Raw genomic sequence first — 17,203 nt, 5'->3', positions numbered from 1 at the left:
GGCATGCCTTCCGTACTGCCTGACGGCGAGCCCATGCCCGAGGACGGCGCGCTGCCCGCGTCCGCCCTCCACGGCGCCGAAGCCCGGCCGCTGGCCTTCTACCTGCACGTGCCGTACTGCGCGACGCGCTGCGGCTACTGCGACTTCAACACCTACACGGCCACCGAGCTGCGCGGCTCGGGGGGAGTGCTCGCCTCCCGCGACAACTACGCAGAGACCCTGGCGGACGAGGTCCGCCTGGCCCGCAAGGTCCTCGGCGACGACCCGCGGCCGGTACGGACGGTGTTCGTCGGCGGGGGCACTCCGACCCTGCTGGCCGCCGATGATCTCGTACGGATGCTGGACGTGGTGCGTCAGGAGTTCGGTCTCGCCGATGACGCGGAGATCACGACGGAGGCGAACCCGGAATCCGTCGACCCCGCCTATCTGGCGGCCCTGCGGGAGGGCGGCTTCAACCGCGTCTCCTTCGGTATGCAGAGCGCACGGCAGCACGTGCTCAAGGTGCTCGACCGCACGCACACCCCCGGCCGGCCGGAGGCGTGCGTCGCGGAGGCGCGGGCCGCGGGCTTCGACCACGTGAACCTCGACCTGATCTACGGCACCCCCGGCGAGAGCGACGACGACTGGCGGGCCTCGCTGGAGGCTGCCGTTGGCGCGGGACCGGACCATGTGTCGGCGTACGCGCTGATCGTGGAGGAGGGCACACAGCTCGCGCGCCGCATCCGCCGCGGCGAGGTGCCCATGACCGACGACGACGTCCACGCCGACCGCTATCTGATCGCCGACGAGGTGCTCGGCGCGGCCGGCTACGACTGGTACGAGGTGTCCAACTGGGCCACCTCACCGGAAGGCCGCTGCCTGCACAACGAGCTGTACTGGCGCGGTGCCGACTGGTGGGGCGCGGGCCCGGGGGCGCACAGCCACGTCGGCGGCGTGCGCTGGTGGAACGTCAAGCACCCGGGCGCGTACGCGGCAGCCCTGGCGGAGGGCCGTTCGCCCGGCGCGGGCCGCGAACTCCTCCCCGAGGAGGACCGCCGCGTGGAGCGCATCCTGCTGGAACTGCGGCTGCGTGAGGGCGTGCCGCTGGACCTCCTGCGTGAGGCGGGCCTCGCGGCGGCCGCCCGATCCCTGGCCGACGGGCTGCTGGAGACCGGCCCGTTCGAGGACGGTCGCGCGGTGCTGACCCTGCGGGGACGGCTGCTGGCGGACGCGGTGGTGCGGGACCTGGTGGACTGATCACTCGCCGGAGTGAATCGAACGAAGTTCGGCGACTCCGTTCCGCTGGACATACTCGGTATCAAGTTGGACACCGGCGAATTCGGCACCCTCCCCGGAGTCAGGCCTCACCGCTGGCCGTGACGAAGTCGATCAGCTCCTCCACCCGCCCCAGCAGCGCAGGCTCCAGGTCCTTGTACGAGCGGACCTTGGAGAGGATGTGCTGCCAGGCGGCGCCCGTGTTCTCCGGCCAGCCGAGGGCGCGGCAGACGCCCGTCTTCCAGTCCTGTCCGCGCGGCACCGTGGGCCACGCCGGGATCCCCACGGAAGAGGGCTTCACCGCCTCCCACACGTCGATGTACGGGTGGCCCACCACCAGCACGTGCGGGTCCGTGACCGAGGCCGCGATACGGGACTCCTTGGAGCCCGCGACCAAGTGGTCCACCAGGACGCCGAGGCGGGCGTCCGGACCGGGGGAGAAGTCCGCCACGATCGACGGAAGGTCGTCGACGCCTTCCAAATACTCGACCACCACGCCCTCGATCCGCAGGTCGTCGCCCCACACCCGCTCCACGAGCTCCGCGTCGTGGCGGCCCTCCACGTAGATGCGGCCCGCGCGGGCGACCCGGGCCCGGGCACCGGGAACGGCGACAGAGCCGGAGGCCGTACGGGACGGACGGGACGGGCCCGCCGGGGCCGGACGGACCAGCGTGACGACCTTGCCCTCCAGCAGGAAGCCCCGCGGCTCGAGCGGGAACACGCGGTGCTTGCCGAAGCGGTCCTCCAGGGTGACCGTGCCCGCCTCGCAGCGGATCACCGCGCCGCAGAAGCCGGTCGACACCTCCTCCACCACCAGCTCGGGATCGGCCGGGACCTCCGGCACGGGCTTCGACCGCTTCCACGGCGGCGTGAGATCAGGGCTGTAGCTGCGCATTCGCACGACGATACGGCCGCACGCCGCTACGACACGCCGAAACGCGCCGCCAGTTCGTCGCGCTGGGCCCGTACGAACGCCGCGTCCACCACCGCGCCGTGCCCCGGGACGTACAAGGCGTCCTCGCCGCCGAGCGCCAGCAGCCTGTCGAGGGCGGCGGGCCACTGCGGCCCGACGGCGTCCGTGCCGGCCTGAGGCTCCCCGGACTCCTCCACCAGGTCGCCGCAGAACACCACCTCCCGCTCCGCGGGCACCAGCAGCGCCAGATCGTGGCCCGAGTGACCGGGGCCCACATTGGCCAACAGCACCTGGCGGCCTCCCAGGTCGAGCGTCCACTCCCCGGACACCGCATGCTGCGGCGCCACCACCATGTCCGCGGCCTCCGCCGCCTCTTCGGGAGCGACCCCGTGCCGGATCGCGGTGGCGCGGATCGCGTCCCGCTCCCGGCGCAGCAGCGTGTCCATGCCCACAGCCCCGTACACGTCCGCCCCGGCGAAGGCCGCCGTGCCCAGCACATGGTCGAAATGGGGATGGCTGAGTGCGATGTGCGTCACGCGGCGCCCGCCCGTCAGCGCCTGCGCCTGGGCGCGCAGCTCGGCGCCCTCACGGAGCGTGGAGCCCGTGTCGTACAGCAGCACCCCGTCCTCGCCGGCGACCAGGCCGACGGTCGCGTCCCATCCCGGCAGGCGGCGGCGGCCGACTCCCTCGGCCAGCCGTTCCCAGCCGAAGTCTTCCCAACTGACGTCCATACGGCGACGCTATCCGCATCACATCCGCATCGACCTGCGCGGGCCGCACGAGCGCGTGTCCGACCGCACGGTCGGCCACCCTTGCTACCCGCGTACCCCGCAGCCGTACACTGGCCGGGGGAATGCTGGCACTCGGGCGCACCGAGTGCCAGGACACACAGAGGAACCACAGCTGGAGGTGCGCGAATGCTCAGCGAACGCAGGCTCGAGGTGCTGCGCGCCATCGTCCAGGACTACGTCGGCACCGAGGAGCCTGTCGGCTCCAAGGCCCTCACCGAGCGTCACAACCTTGGCGTCTCCCCGGCCACCGTCCGCAACGACATGGCCGTGCTGGAGGAGGAGGGCTTCATCGCCCAGCCCCACACCAGCGCCGGACGGATCCCCACGGACAAGGGGTACCGGCTGTTCGTCGACCGGCTGGCCGGCGTCAAGCCGCTGTCGTCGCCGGAGCGTCGCGCCATCCAGAACTTCCTGGACGGGGCGGTCGACCTCGACGACGTCGTGGGACGTACGGTGCGGCTGCTGGCGCAGCTGACCCGGCAGGTCGCCGTCGTGCAGTACCCGTCGCTGACCCGGTCCACGGTCCGGCACGTGGAACTCCTCTCCCTCGCGCCCGCCCGCCTGATGCTCGTGCTGATCACGGACACGGGCCGGGTCGAGCAGCGCATGATCGACTGCCCCGCCCCCTTCGGCGACGCCTCGCTCGCGGACCTGCGGGCCCGGCTCAACAGCCGGGTCGTGGGACGCCGCTTCGCGGACGTGCCGCAGCTGGTGCAGGACCTTCCCGAATCCTTCGAGCACGAGGACCGCGGCACCGTCTCCACGGTGCTCTCCACACTGCTCGAGACCCTGGTCGAGGAGACCGAGGAGCGGCTCGTGATCGGCGGCACCGCCAATCTGACCCGCTTCGGACACGACTTCCCGCTGACCATCCGGCCCGTGCTGGAGGCGCTGGAGGAGCATGTGGTGCTCCTCAAGCTGCTCGGCGAGGCGAATGAGTCGGGCGGTATGGGCATGACCGTACGTATCGGTCACGAGAACGCCCATGAAGGCCTCAACTCCACGTCCGTGGTCTCGGTCGGCTACGGTTCGGGCGACGAGGCAGTAGCGAAACTCGGCGTGGTCGGACCGACCCGCATGGACTACCCCGGAACGATGGGAGCGGTACGCGCAGTGGCACGTTACGTCGGACAGATCCTGGCGGAGTCGTAAGTGGCCACGGACTATTACGCCGTACTCGGCGTACGCCGCGACGCATCGCAGGACGAGATCAAGAAGGCCTTCCGCCGCCTCGCGCGCGAACTCCACCCGGACGTGAATCCGGATCCGAAGACGCAGGAGCGCTTCAAGGAGATCAACGCCGCGTACGAGGTGCTCTCGGACCCGCAGAAGAAGCAGGTCTACGACCTCGGCGGTGACCCGCTGTCGCAGGCCGGAGGCGGCGGCGCCGGAGGCTTCGGCGCGGGCGGCTTCGGCAACTTCTCCGACATCATGGACGCGTTCTTCGGCACGGCGTCGCAGCGCGGACCGCGCTCGCGCACCCGCCGCGGCCAGGACGCGATGATCCGGCTGGAGATCGAGCTCAACGAGGCCGCCTTCGGCACCACGAAGGACATCCAGGTCGACACGGCCGTCGTCTGCACGACCTGCTCCGGCGAGGGCGCGGCGCCCGGCACATCGGCGCAGACCTGCGACATGTGCCGCGGGCGCGGCGAGGTCTCGCAGGTGACACGGTCCTTCCTGGGCCAGGTCATGACGTCGCGGCCCTGCCCGCAGTGCCAGGGCTTCGGCACGGTCGTGCCGACCCCGTGCCCGGAGTGCGCCGGCGACGGCCGCGTCCGGTCGCGGCGGACGCTGACCGTGAAGATCCCGGCCGGTGTCGACAACGGCACCCGGATCCAGCTCGCGGGTGAGGGCGAGGTCGGCCCCGGCGGCGGCCCCGCCGGTGACCTGTACGTCGAGATCCACGAGGTCGCCCACCCCGTATTCCAGCGGCGCGGCGACGACCTGCACTGCACGGTGACGATCCCCATGACCGCGGCGGCGCTGGGCACGAAGTGCCCGCTCGAGACGCTCGACGGCGTGGAGGAGGTCGACATCCGACCGGGCACGCAGTCCGGCCAGTCGATCCCGCTGCACGGCCGCGGCATCACGCACCTGCGCGGCGGCGGCCGGGGCGACCTGATCGTGCATGTCGAGGTGACGACGCCGACGAAGCTGGACCCGGAGCAGGAGCGACTGCTGAGGGACCTGGCGAAGCTGCGGGGCGAGGAGCGGCCGCTTGGCCAGTTCCAGCCGGGCCAGCAGGGGCTGTTCTCGCGGCTGAAGGACGCGTTCAACGGGCGTTAGCCGGGGGTGGGGCGACGGGTCCGCTGCGCGGGGCCGTTTCCCCTACCCGCCCCTTCCCGAACCGGGCTCCGTACCGCCCCTGCGGGCGGCGCACCGGGTTTCGCGCGGTGCCCTCGATCTCCCCCTACGGCCCGGCGGCCGTGGGAGGTGCCCCCAGGCGTTGGAAATGCCGCTGCGCGGCATCCAGCCACGCCGCCGACGGAGGCACTCCGACCCAGCCGGGCAACTTCAGCCCCGCCGGCGTTCGAGGCGCGGGGGTCCGGGGGGCGAGCCCCCGAAACACCGCAACGCAGCGCGGTGCCCGGCCGGGCGGAGGCCGGTTCGGGAGTGGGCCCCCACGGCGGCCAGGCCGTAGGGGGAGGGGAACACGTCCCGCAGGGGCGCTGCGCGGAATGGGGGATTCGGACCCGTCGCGGGGACGTGGCACGATGCCTGCATGTCGTCATCCGCGCTGGTCGGCCTCTGCCGTCATCCGATCGTGCAGGCACCCATGGCCGGCGGCGCTTCCTGTCCGCAGCTGGTCGCCGCCGTGTCGGAGACCGGTGGGCTGGGCTTCCTGGCCGCCGGATACAAGACGGCGGACGGGGTGTACGAAGAGGTCAAGCAGGTCCGCGGGCTGACCGCGCGGCCCTTCGGCGTCAACCTGTTCATGCCGCAGCCCGGCAACGCCGACCCCGCCGCCGTCGGCGTCTACCGGGACCAGCTCGCCGGTGAGTCCGCCTGGTACGAGACGCCGCTCGGTGATCCGGACAGGGGACGGGACGACGGCTACGACGCGAAGCTCGCGATCCTGCTCGACGACCCCGTCCCGGTCGTCTCGTTCACCTTCGGCTGTCCCTCGCGCAGCGTCATCGAGTCGTTCAGCAAGGCGGGCACCTTCACGATCGTGACCGTCACCACGCCTGAGGAGGCGCAGGCGGCCCAGTGGGCCGGTGCCGACGCGGTGTGCGTGCAGGGCGTCGAAGCCGGCGGCCATCAGGGCACGCACCGGGACGACCCCGCGACCGACGGGTCCGGTTACGGACTGCTCACGCTTCTTACACTGGTGAAGGAGACCGTACAGATGCCCGTCATCGCCGCCGGCGGACTGATGCGCGGCAGTCAGATCGCCGCGGTCCTGGCGGCCGGGGCGGACGCCGCCCAGCTCGGTACCGCGTTCCTGGTGTGCCCCGAGTCGGGGGCGCACCCGGTGCACAAGCAGGCCATGACCAACCCGCTGTTCGTACGCACCGAACTGACCCGGGCCTTCTCCGGGCGGCCCGCGCGGGGCCTCGTGAACAGGTTCATGCGGGAGCACGGTCCGTACGCGCCGGCCGCGTACCCCGAGGTGCACCACCTGACGAGCGGGCTGCGCAAGGCCGCCGCGAAGGCGGGCGACGCGCAGGGCATGTCGCTGTGGGCGGGCCAGGGGCACCGGCTGGCGCGTGAGATGCCCGCCGCCCAACTCGTGGGGGTGCTCGCCTCCGAGGCGGACTCCGCACGGGCCGCGCTGTCGCTCGGCGGTGGTGTGTGATGACCGCTCCCGTCTTCCTCGTCGAATCGCTCGCAGGCGTCGCGCCCGGCGCGGCCGTCGTCCTGGACGGCCCGGAAGGGCGGCACGCCGTCTCCGTGCGCCGGCTCCAGCCGGGCGAGGACATCGTCCTCACGGACGGCGGCGGCCGCGGAGCGTCGGGCACCGTCGTATCCACCGAGGGCAAGGACCGTCTGACGGTCGAGGTGCGCGAGTGTCCCGAGGAGCCGCAGCCGACGCCCCGCATCACCGTCGTGCAGGCGCTGCCCAAGGGTGACCGCGGCGAACTCGCCGTGGAGACCATGACCGAGACCGGTGTGGACGCGGTCGTGCCGTGGTCGGCGGCGCGCTGCATCACCCAGTGGAAGGGCGAACGCGGCGCGAAGTCGCTCGCCAAGTGGCGGGCGACGGCCCGTGAGGCGGGCAAGCAGTCGCGCAGGCTCCGCTTCCCGGAGGTCGCGGAGCCGGCAACGACCAAGCAGGTCGCGGCACTTCTGGCGGACGCGGACTTCGCCGCCGTGCTCCACGAGGAGGGCGCCATGCCGCTCGCCACGGCGGAACTCCCCACGGAGGGCTCGATCGTTCTCGTGGTCGGCCCCGAGGGCGGGGTGTCCCCGCAGGAGCTCGACCTGTTCGCCGAGGCGGGCGCCAGGCCGTACCGGCTGGGTCGCAGCGTGCTGCGTACATCCACGGCCGGCACGGCGGCGACGGCGCTCCTGCTGGGCCGCACCGGCCGCTGGTCCTGAACGGGCGCGGCCCGAGACCCAGCCGCGATGGGCGGTCCCGGGGCTCAGCCTGCCCGTAGGGGCTGCGTGTCGGCCCGACCGGCCGGAAGGGGCGGTCCGTCGACTCGGCCCGCCGGTAGGGGCGGTCCCGGGGCTCAGCCTGCCGGAAGACACGGTCCGGGGGCTCAACGAGCCGGCAGGGGCGGCGGTCCGGGGACTCAGCCCGCCCGTTGGGGCGGTCCGTCGGCCAACAGGCCTTGCAGGCGCGGGTCCGGGGACTCAGTCCGCCGGTTCCGCCGGGACGTCGGCGGACACCGCGTCGAACAGCGGCCACCCGTCGGTCTCGACCGTCCTCGGCGTGTCCGGCAGGAGGCCGCGGGCCGTCGCCGCGTCGAGGAACCGCCGTGCCACGCCCGGCTCGTAGAGATTCAGCCACGTCCCGCCGGAGACCACGGCACCCGCCTCGAAGTATCCGCCCGACACGACCCGGCCGGGACCTTCCCGGAAGACGACCGCCAGGCGCTGCTGCGTCCCCTCGCGCCGCAGCCACAGCGTCGTACGGCAGCCACGGGTTCCGGAGTCGTCCCGCGTGTGCCGGTGCCTCACCGACCACATGTACACGTTGTCCGCGTCCACGACGAGGCGGCGGGCGCGACGGAGCTTCCTGGCCATGGCCCGACCGTACGGGCCGAACCATGGCCGCAACCACTCTTTTACCGGCGGGGCGGTGCTGGCACTCTGGCGTCATGCCCGCCCGGACCGGAGCACGGCGCGCCTTGGCCGCAATCGCCGTCGCAGCAGCGGCAGTTCCCGCCCTCGTGGCCTGTGAGCCCACCGCAGGAGGGCTGAACACCGGTGCCGTGGCCGTCACCACCGACCTGACCGCGACCAGCACGCTCGAGCGGCTCGAGTTCGAGGTCGCCTGGCTCAGCTGCACGGCGAAGGCCGACATCCCTGCCACCGCCTCGCCGGGTTCCACGGCGTCGCCTGGTGCCGGTCCGGGACGTGCCACCGTGGACTGCCAGGGTGAGACCGGATCCGGTCAGGACATCACCGTCACCGGCAAGGTGACCGAGGAACGCGGCGGGAAGTGTGTCCGCGGCGATCTGACCGCCAGGATCGAGAAGAAGATCGTCTTTCAGGCGACCATGCTCGGCGACTGCAGCGCCGCACCGAGCAGTGCGCCGGCAGCTGAGCCTCCCGCTCCCGGGAGGCCGTACCCGACCGTCACGGTCACCGTCACCGAAACGGTGACCGCTCTTCCGGGCAAGTGATCCAAAAACCGCACCCTCGAGGCTCCCACCTGCCTAGGGTGACGGTGTGACGCACCCTGCCTACCTCCGGTATCCGCATCTGCACGGCGAGTTGATCGCCTTCACCGCCGAGGACGACGTCTGGGTCGCGCCGCTCGACGGCGGCCGGGCGTGGCGCGTGAGCGCCGACAACATGCCCGTGAACCACCCCAGGATTTCACCCGACGGCACCCGTATCGCCTGGTCCTCGTACCGCGACGGCACGCCGGAGGTCCACCTGGCGCCCGTTGACGGCGGCCCTTCCGACCGGCTCACCCACTGGGGCAGCGCCAGGACCTCCGTACGGGGCTGGACCCCCGACGGAAGGGTCCTGGCGCTCACCACGCACGGGCAGGCGTCGCTGCGCCGCACCTGGGCGCACGCGGTGCCGCTCGACGGCGGACCCGCCGGCGTCCTCCCGTACGGGCCCGTCGGCGGCGTCGCGTACGGCCCGCGCACCCTGCTGCTGTCGGCCACCATGGGGCGCGAGGCCGCGGCCTGGAAGCGCTATCGCGGCGGCACGGCGGGCAAGTTGTGGATCGAGGGGGAGACCGAGGGCGAGTTCGTACGCCTCCACGAGGACCTCGACGGGAACGTCGAGTACCCCCTGTGGGTGGGCGAGCGGGTCGCGTTCCTCTCCGACCACGAGGGCGTCGGCGCCCTCTACTCGTCCCTGCCCGACGGCTCGGACCTGCGCCGCCACACCGGCCTCGACGGCTTCTACGCCCGCCACGCGGCGACCGACGGCACCCGTGTCGCCTACGCCTGCGCCGGCGAACTGTGGCTGCTCGACGGCCTGGACGGCGAGCAGCCGCGCCGTCTGGACATCCGGCTCGGCGGCCAGCGCACCGATCTCCAGCCACGGCCGATCGACGCCGGCCACCACCTCGGCGCCGCGGACCCGGACCACACCGGCCGCGGCAGCGCCGTGGAGATCCGTGGCGGCATCCACTGGGTCACCCACCGCGGAGGGCCCGCGCGTTCGCTCGCCGTCGAACCGGGCGTACGGGCGAGGCTGCCGCGTACGTTCGGTGTCGACGGCGAGCAGTACGTCGTGTGGGTGACCGACGCGGAGGGCGACGACGCGCTCGAGTTCGCGCCCGCCACCGGTACCGCCCCCGGCGCCACTCCGCGCAGGCTCGCCGCGGGCCGGCTCGGCCGGGTGCTGTCACTCGCCGTGGCCCCCGACGGCAGCCGTGCCGCCGTCGCCTCGCACGACGGCCGGGTACTCCTCGTGGAGCGTGAGACGGGCGAGGTCCGCGAGGTGGACCGCAGCGAGCACGGCGACGCCGACGGCCTCGTCTTCTCGCCCGACTCGGCATGGCTCGCCTGGTCGCACCCCGGCCCGAGCCCGCTGCGGCAGATCAAACTCGCCAACACCGGTGATCTGAGCGTCTCCGAGGCGACACCGCTGCGGTTCGCCGACTTCCAGCCGGCGTTCACCCTCGACGGCAAGCACCTCGCGTTCCTCTCGGAGCGGGCCTTCGACCCCGTCTACGACGCGCACGTCTTCGACCTCGCCTTCGTCGGCGGCTGCCGGCCGCACCTGATCACGCTGGCGGCCACCACACCCTCCCCCTTCGGCCCGCAGCGGCACGGGCGGCCCTTCGAAGCGGACAAGGACGGCTCGTCGGAGACGGACGACGGCTCGGCGCCCGCCACCCGGATCGACCTCGACGGGCTCGCCGACCGCATCGTGCCGTTCCCGGTCGAGGCCGCCAGCTACTCCACCCTGCGCGCGGCCAAGGACGGACTGCTCTGGCTGCGCCACCCGCTGCGCGGCGTCCTCGGCGCAGGCCGCGCCACCGCCGACGACCCGGGGCCGCGGACCACCCTGGAGCGGTACGACCTCGGGCAGCAGCGGGTCGAGGAACTCGCCTCCGACGCCTCCTACTTCCGCGTCAGCGGCGACGGCAAGCGGCTGCTGCTGTACACCGGTGACAAGCTCAAGGTCGTTCCCAGCGACCGCGAGGCCTCGCACGACGACGGGGACAACGACAGCGCCGCGAGCATCACCGTCGACCTGTCCCGGGTACGCCGCACCGTCGAACCGGCCGCCGAATGGCGGCAGATGTACGACGAGGCCGGGCGGCTCATGCGGGACCACTTCTGGCGGCCCGACCTCGGCGGTGTCGACTGGGCGGGCGTCCTCGAGCGCTACCGGCCCGTCCTCGACCGCGTCGCGACCCACGACGACCTCGTCGACCTGCTGTGGGAGGTGCAGGGCGAGCTCGGCACGTCGCACGCGTACGTCGTCCCGCACGGCGACCACGGCGACGCGTCCACCCGGCAGGGCCTGCTCGGCGCGGACATCTCCCGCACGGAGGACGGCACTTGGCGCATCGACCGCATCCTGCCCTCCGAGTCCTCCGACCCCCACGCGCACTCGCCGCTGGCCGCGCCCGGCGTCGCCCTGCGCGCCGGTGACACGCTCCTCGCCGTGGACGGCCGGCCCGTCGACCCGGTCAGGGGCCCCGGGCCGCTGCTCGTCGGCGCGGCCGGCAAGGCCGTCGAACTGACCGTCTCACCGGCGGGCGGCGGCGACCCCCGGCACGCCGTGGTCGTCCCCCTCGCCGACGAGGAACCCCTGCGGTACCACGCGTGGGTCGCCGACCGGCGCGCCTACGTGCACGAGAAGTCCGGTGGCCGCCTGGGCTATCTGCACGTGCCCGACATGCAGGCCCCCGGCTGGGCCCAGATCCACCGCGACCTGCGGGTCGAGGTGGCGAAGGACGGCCTGATCGTGGACGTGCGGGAGAACCGCGGAGGGCACACCTCACAGCTCGTCGTCGAGAAGCTGGCCCGCCGCATCGTGGGATGGGACCTGCCACGCGGCATGCAGCCGTCCAGCTACCCGCTGGACGCGCCGCGGGGCCCGGTCGTCGCCGTCGCCAACGAGTTCTCCGGCTCCGACGGCGACATCGTCAACGCGGCGATCAAGGCGCTGGGCATCGGCCCCGTGGTCGGCACGCGCACCTGGGGCGGCGTCGTGGGCATCGACAGCCGCTACTCCCTCGTCGACGGCACGCTGGTCACCCAGCCGAAGTACGCCTTCTGGCTGGAGGGTTACGGCTGGGACGTGGAGAACCGCGGCGTCGACCCGGACGTCGAGGTCGTCCCCGCCCCGCAGGACCACGCGGCGGGACGCGACCCGCAACTGGACGAGGCGGTGCGTCTTGCGCTGGAGGCACTCGCGTCGACCCCTGCGAAGCAGCCGCCGTCCCTTCCGTAGCCGCTGCCGGCCCCCGGTCCGCCCTCCCGGCCCCTTGCCGGAGACGGGCGGGCCGCGCCCGGGCGGTGCCGGAGGCGGCCGGGCCGATAGCATGCCGACGGAAGTGGTGGAGCTCGAGGGAGGACCGGGGAATGGCCGGAGAACCGCAGGCGGACTGTCTGTTCTGCAAGATCGTCTCAGGGGAGGTGCCCGCCACGGTCGTCCGTGAGACGGAGACCACCCTCGCCTTCCGCGACATAAACCCGCAGGCTCCCACGCACGTCCTCGTCATCCCCAAGGCGCACTACGCGGACGCCGCTTCCCTCGCCGCCGGCGCGCCCCAGCTGGCCGCCGACGTGCTGCACGAGGCCGGGCAGGTCGCCGCCGACGAGAAGGCGGACCGGAGCGGCTACCGGATCGTCTTCAACACCGGGTCCGGCGCCGGGCAGACCGTCTTCCACGCCCACGCGCACGTCCTCGGAGGCCGCGGCCTCGAGTGGCCCCCCGGCTAGACCGGAGGACCGCTCAGTGTCCGTACGCGAACTCGTGGTGCTGGGCACCGCCAGCCAGGTCCCGACCCGGCACCGCAACCACAACGGCTATCTCCTGCGCTGGGACGGCGAGGGACTCCTCTTCGATCCCGGCGAGGGCACCCAGCGGCAGATGCTGCGCGCCGGGGTGTCCGCGCACGACATCAACCGGATCTGTGTCACGCACTTCCACGGTGACCACTCCCTCGGTGTCGCCGGTGTGATCCAGCGGATCAATCTCGACCAGGTGCCGCACCCGGTGTCCGCGCACTACCCGGCGAGCGGGCAGCGGTTCTTCGACCGGCTGCGGTACGCGACGGCGTACCGCGAGACGGTGGAGCTGAAGGAGGTCCCGGTCGCCGCCGACGGCGTCGTCGCGCGGACCGGTGGGTACACGCTCCACGCGCACCGGCTGTCGCACCCCGTCGAGTCGTACGGCTACCGGCTCGTCGAGCCGGACGGCCGCCGGATGCTGCCCGAGAAGTTGGCCGCGCACGGCATCAAGGGCCCGGACGTGGGCCGGCTCCAGCGGGACGGCGAGCTCGGCGGCGTCACGCTCGACGACGTGAGCGAGGTGCGCCGGGGCCAGCGGTTCGCGTTCGTGATGGACACCCGGCTCTGCGACGGCGTGCATGTGCTCGCAGAGGGCTGCGACATGCTCGTCATCGAGTCGACGTTCCTCGACGAGGACGGCCGGCTGGCCGCCGAGCACGGCCATCTGACCGCGGGTCAGGCAGGTGCCGTCGCGCACCGGGGCGGCGTACGCCACCTCGTGCTGACGCACTTCTCGCAGCGCTACACCGACGCCGCCGCCGAGTTCGAGCGGCAGGCCAGGGCGGCGGGTTTCGACGGCGAGGTGACCGTCGCCAGGGACCTGTGGCGCATTCCGGTGCCCAAGCGGTCCTGAGGCGACGGCCCGTCGCGGCCGTCCGAGGCGCGGTTCCCGTTCCCGCGCGGGGCCGGTTCAGCGGGTGGCGGGGCCTGTCCAGCCGGTCGGCACATGTGCGATGCGCACCCGCTGCGGGTGGTCCCCGACGGCGACGGATGCGATCTTCTTACCGGTGGCGAAGTCGATCGCGGTGACGGAGTCGGAGCCGCTCTCGGAGATGACGCAGGACCTGCCGTCGCCGCTGACGGTCGCCCAGTAGGGCTTGGAGGCGGGCACCGGCAGGCTCTCCTGCAAGGTCGCCCGGTCGACGACGGTGGCGTAGTCGTCCATGGTGCCCGCGATGCACAGTTTGTCACCCTTGGGGCTCATGGACATGCCGTGGTGGCGGGAGTCGTTGACCCAGGTCGTGCGGTCCTCGCTGGTCGCCGGGTTCTTCGGCAGGGTCTTGACCCTGGTCACGCGGTCCGTGGCCACGTCGTACTCCACGAAGCCGTTGAAGAACGAGACCTGGAAGTAGAGCGTGGACTCGTCGGGGGTGAGGGCGACGGGCCGGACGGAGTCGGAGAGGTCCTCGCGGCCGAAGGCGTCGAGCCGCTCCCGCATGTCGATGACCTTCACCTGCTGATAGGTCCGCGTGTCGACGACGGTGATGCGCCGGTCGCCCTTGGTCCAGTCGAGCCAGGGGGCGTCGAGCGCGGTGTTGACCTCGCCGATGGACATGTTCCAGAGGTACCTGCCGCCGTCGGTGAAGACGTTCTCGTGCGGCTTGTCGCCGGTCTTGAACGACCCGGTCTGCTCGCCGGTCACGATGTCGAGGACGTGCACGGTGTTGGACGTCGAGGCGGAGACGGCGACACGCGTGCCGTCGGGGGAGACGGCCATGTGGTCGGAGCGGAAGCCGGAGACGGGGAACCGCCAGTTGATCTTCCCGGTGGCGAGGTCGATCGAGACGACGTCGGCGAAGCTGGGGCGGGAGACGACCATGGCGGTCCCGTCCGGGGTGGAGTACATGTCGTCGACGAACTGGTCGTGACCCTCCCCGGGGCCCTGGCGGATGCCGAGGAAGAAGGCCAGCTTCAGCGGGTTGAGGTGGATCTCCCGCAGCCGCTCCTCCTTGTCGGGGATCACGTTGACGCGGCCGATCCTCCCGAAGTCGCCCCGGGCCTCGATGACATCGGCGGTGCCGTCCCAGTTGTTGCCGACGAACATCACCTCCCGCAGTCCCGCGGCCTGCTCGCCCGCCGGGCCGGCGACGCCCGCCGGTCCCGAAGTCACCGCCGTCGGAGCCGCGTTCGCAGTCACCGAACCGGTGGCGGCCAGGGCCAGGGCGGCGACGGCCGCACCCACGGCCCGCCTGGTGCTGGACAGAGACATCGTCGTTCCTTCCATGAAGGGCGGCCCCATGGCGCGGGCGCAGTCTGAAAACGCATCCGTTCAGATTGGGCTACTGGAAAGTAACGAGCCGGTGGCAGGCTTCACAAGACCCCGGACACGTGAAAATGGGTCCGCGACGACGAGGGAGGTGCCAGTGGCGGGCAGGGTCAGACAGCCCACCGGCCGTTACGGAGGCAGGTCGGCGGAGGAACGCCGGGCGGAGCGGCGCAGCCGGTTCCTCGACGCCGGCCTCCAGCTGTTCGGCGACACGCCCGGCTACCGCGGGACGACCGTGGCGGCGCTGAGCGACGCGGCGGGCCTGTCCACCCGTCAGTTCTACGAGGAGTTCCGCAGCCTCGAGGAGGTGCTCGCGGCGCTGCACCTCCAGGTCAACGACTGGGCGGAGGAGGCGGCGCTCGCGGCGCTCGCGGAGGCCGCCGACCTGCCGCTGGCGGAGCGGGCGACGGCCGTGTTCCGCGCGTACGCGGCGAACGTGACGGGCGATCCCCGGCGTATCCGGATCACGTTCCTCGAGATCGTCGGGGTCAGCCCGCAGATGGAGCGGCAGCGGCTGGCGCGCCGGTCCCGGTGGGTGGACTTCATCTGCGCGCAGGCCGCGACGGCCGTGGAACGCGGGGAGGCGGATCCGCGCGACTACCGGGTGGCGGCGGCCGCGTTCATCGGCAGCGTCAACGGGCTGCTGCACGACTGGACGGTCGGGTGGGTGGACGCGACGCTCGACGACCTCGTCGACGAACTGGTCCGGATGCTGCTGGGCATCCTGCGTCCGGCCGTGCCGTGGCGGGCGGGGGCTCCGTAGCGTTCCGGCGGCTCCGTGGCGTCCGGCCGTGGCGTGGCGCGGGTCCGTAGCGGCCCGCTGCCCGACGGCCGGCCCGCCACCTGGCAGCGGGCCGGCCCGGGTTCACCAGCGCGGCACCGGCGGTGCGGTCCACCCCGGCTCCGCCACCCGCATCGCCGCCGCGTCGTCCCGATCACGCATGGAGCCGTCGTCGTCCAGCCAGCGCCGGTGCAGCCGGGCCAGCCGCTCCTGGTCGAGCTCGACGCCCAGTCCGGGCAGGTCGCTCACGGCCAGGCGGCCGTCCCGGAAGGTGAGCCGCTCGGTGACGACGTCCTCGGTCTGCCACGGGTAGTGGCTGTCGCAGGCGTGGTCCAGGTTCGGCACGACCGCCGCGACATGCGTCATCGCGGCGAGGCTGATGCCGAGATGGGTGTTGGAGTGCATCGACAGCGCCACGCCGAACGTCCGGCAGACGGCGGCCAGTTCCCGGGTCGCCTGGAGCCCGCCCCAGTAGTGATGGTCGGAGAGGACCACCTGCACGGCGTCGCGGGCGAAGGCCTCGGGGATCTCGGCGAAGGTGGTCACGCACATGTTCGTCGCGAGGGGCACGTCCGTGCCGGCGGCCACCTCCGCCATCCGGGCCGTGCCGCTGGCCGGGTCCTCCAGATACTGCAGGACGCCACCGAGCTCCTTCGCGACCTTGAGCGACGTCTCCACCGACCAGGCGCCGTTGGGATCGAGCCGCAGATGCTGCCCCGGGAAGGCCTCCGCGAGCGCCCGGACCGCCGCGATCTCCTGCTCCGGTTCGAAGACGCCGCCCTTGAGCTTGAAGGACGTGAAACCGTGCTCGCGGGCGAAGCGCCGGGCCTGGGCGACGATGCCGGCAGGGTCGAGCGCGGCGCCCCAGTCGTCCGGCTCGCCCGCACCGTCCGGGTGCCGGGCCCAGCGGTAGAACAGGTAGGCGCTGTAGTCGACGGCGTCCCTGACCTTGCCGCCCAAGAGGGCGTGAACGGGCAGCCCGAGCGTCCTGCCGAGTGCGTCGAGGCACGCCACCTCGAAGCCGGACACCACCGACAGTCGCAGCTTGTCCGTGGTCTGTACGCCGCGCAGCCCGCCGACGTCCACGGCGTCCGCGCCTGTTGCCTCCGGCGAGTCGCCGCAGACGCGCTCCGCCAGCCGGTGCAGGGCGTTGACGTCGGAGACGGCGTGGCCGGGCAGCGCGTCGGCCAGCGGGGCGGCCAGGTCGAGGTACTTGGTGTCGCCATAGGTCTCGCCGACGCCAGTCACGCCGCCGGCCGTCACGACCTCGACGATCAGCCGCGGGGTGTACGGCTGGTGCACACCCTGGGTGTTCAGCAGTGGAGGGTCGGCGACCAGGATCGGGGTGAGCCGTACCTCGGTGATGGTCAGGTCCTGCCCCATGCTGTCTCCCCAGGGATCGCGTACACAGACATCACGTACATGTATGAGAACAGAGGTTAGGTACGCGAACGCCGGAGCGTCAATGGTGCGAAGCCCGCCGGTGAGCGGACCAAGCGCCCGCACGGCCGCGGCACTTCCTTCCGGCCGACTGTCGGTGCCGTCGGGCAGACTGGCTGGAACTGCACCACTTATGGGAGCGCGCAC

15 protein-coding genes are annotated in these 17,203 nt (G+C 72.5%); 10 read left to right on the top strand and 5 right to left on the bottom strand.

The features are described from left to right. Positions 1-3: 3 nt before the first annotated feature. Positions 4-1,236 carry a radical SAM family heme chaperone HemW gene (gene hemW / locus ACTMTU_RS09005; protein ID WP_441262944.1) on the top strand — a complete coding sequence of 411 codons (1,233 nt, stop codon included), beginning with the start codon at positions 4-6 and terminating at the stop codon, positions 1,234-1,236. A 100-nt stretch (positions 1,237-1,336) separates the two neighbouring features. Here hemW and ACTMTU_RS09000 read toward each other — a convergent pair whose 3' ends face one another. Together ACTMTU_RS09000 and ACTMTU_RS08995 are read right to left on the bottom strand one after the other, a co-directional pair. After that, a complete protein-coding gene (locus ACTMTU_RS09000; RefSeq protein ID WP_441262943.1) occupies positions 1,337-2,149 on the bottom strand; it encodes a DUF3097 domain-containing protein in 813 nt (270 codons plus the stop codon). 26 nt (positions 2,150-2,175) lie between these two features. After that, positions 2,176-2,898 carry an MBL fold metallo-hydrolase gene (locus tag ACTMTU_RS08995; protein WP_441262942.1) on the bottom strand — a complete coding sequence of 241 codons (723 nt, stop codon included), beginning with the start codon at positions 2,896-2,898 and terminating at the stop codon, positions 2,176-2,178. Between the two features lie 186 nt (positions 2,899-3,084). Here ACTMTU_RS08995 and hrcA point away from each other — a divergent pair, with 186 nt between their 5' ends. From hrcA to ACTMTU_RS08975, 4 genes are all read left to right on the top strand, one after another. Beyond that, positions 3,085-4,110 carry a heat-inducible transcriptional repressor HrcA gene (hrcA, locus tag ACTMTU_RS08990; protein ID WP_307706371.1) on the top strand — a complete coding sequence of 342 codons (1,026 nt, stop codon included), beginning with the start codon at positions 3,085-3,087 and terminating at the stop codon, positions 4,108-4,110. Further along, the gene (gene dnaJ / locus ACTMTU_RS08985; protein WP_441262941.1) at positions 4,111-5,247 is read left to right on the top strand and encodes a molecular chaperone DnaJ; all 1,137 of its coding nucleotides are present in this window, start codon (positions 4,111-4,113) and stop codon (positions 5,245-5,247) included. Between the two features lie 436 nt (positions 5,248-5,683). Further along, positions 5,684-6,760, top strand: a complete 1,077-nt coding sequence (locus tag ACTMTU_RS08980) for a nitronate monooxygenase (RefSeq protein WP_441262940.1) — start codon at positions 5,684-5,686, stop codon at positions 6,758-6,760. Continuing rightward, entirely contained in the window at positions 6,760-7,503 is a 744-nt protein-coding gene (locus tag ACTMTU_RS08975) for a 16S rRNA (uracil(1498)-N(3))-methyltransferase (RefSeq protein ID WP_441262939.1), read from the top strand. The genes ACTMTU_RS08980 and ACTMTU_RS08975 overlap by 1 nt, the downstream gene beginning before the upstream one ends. A 258-nt stretch (positions 7,504-7,761) precedes the next feature. Here the strand turns inward: ACTMTU_RS08975 and ACTMTU_RS08970 are convergent, their stop codons facing one another. Next, entirely contained in the window at positions 7,762-8,154 is a 393-nt protein-coding gene (locus ACTMTU_RS08970; protein ID WP_441262938.1) for a hypothetical protein, read from the bottom strand. 74 nt (positions 8,155-8,228) lie between these two features. On the opposite strand from ACTMTU_RS08970, the gene ACTMTU_RS08965 reads away from it, so the two are divergent. From ACTMTU_RS08965 to ACTMTU_RS08950, 4 genes are all read left to right on the top strand, one after another. After that, positions 8,229-8,756, top strand: coding sequence for a hypothetical protein (locus ACTMTU_RS08965; RefSeq protein WP_441262937.1), 528 nt, complete (start codon positions 8,229-8,231; stop codon positions 8,754-8,756). 46 nt (positions 8,757-8,802) lie between these two features. Then, positions 8,803-12,006 (top strand): S41 family peptidase, encoded by a 3,204-nt coding sequence (locus tag ACTMTU_RS08960; protein WP_441262936.1) that lies wholly within the window; start codon positions 8,803-8,805, stop codon positions 12,004-12,006. A gap of 131 nt (positions 12,007-12,137) precedes the next feature. After that, positions 12,138-12,497: a histidine triad nucleotide-binding protein gene (locus ACTMTU_RS08955; protein WP_364600223.1), complete on the top strand. Its 360-nt coding sequence runs from the start codon at positions 12,138-12,140 to the stop codon at positions 12,495-12,497. 16 nt (positions 12,498-12,513) lie between these two features. After that, positions 12,514-13,422 (top strand): ribonuclease Z, encoded by a 909-nt coding sequence (locus ACTMTU_RS08950; protein ID WP_441262935.1) that lies wholly within the window; start codon positions 12,514-12,516, stop codon positions 13,420-13,422. A gap of 57 nt (positions 13,423-13,479) precedes the next feature. Here ACTMTU_RS08950 and ACTMTU_RS08945 read toward each other — a convergent pair whose 3' ends face one another. Next, positions 13,480-14,778: a YncE family protein gene (locus tag ACTMTU_RS08945; protein WP_441262934.1), complete on the bottom strand. Its 1,299-nt coding sequence runs from the start codon at positions 14,776-14,778 to the stop codon at positions 13,480-13,482. A 154-nt stretch (positions 14,779-14,932) separates the two neighbouring features. Between ACTMTU_RS08945 and ACTMTU_RS08940 the strand changes: the two genes are divergently transcribed. Further along, positions 14,933-15,598 (top strand): TetR/AcrR family transcriptional regulator, encoded by a 666-nt coding sequence (locus ACTMTU_RS08940; protein WP_441262933.1) that lies wholly within the window; start codon positions 14,933-14,935, stop codon positions 15,596-15,598. 102 nt (positions 15,599-15,700) lie between these two features. Here ACTMTU_RS08940 and ACTMTU_RS08935 read toward each other — a convergent pair whose 3' ends face one another. Beyond that, positions 15,701-16,999, bottom strand: a complete 1,299-nt coding sequence (locus ACTMTU_RS08935; protein ID WP_441262932.1) for a glucarate dehydratase family protein — start codon at positions 16,997-16,999, stop codon at positions 15,701-15,703. Positions 17,000-17,203 lie beyond the last annotated feature (204 nt).

It is taken from the genome of Streptomyces sp. OZ13 (assembly GCF_052068155.1).
Classification (GTDB): domain Bacteria; phylum Actinomycetota; class Actinomycetes; order Streptomycetales; family Streptomycetaceae; genus Streptomyces.
The sequence above is the reverse complement of the archived record's forward strand: the minus strand, read 5'-3'. Positions and strand labels throughout refer to the sequence as shown.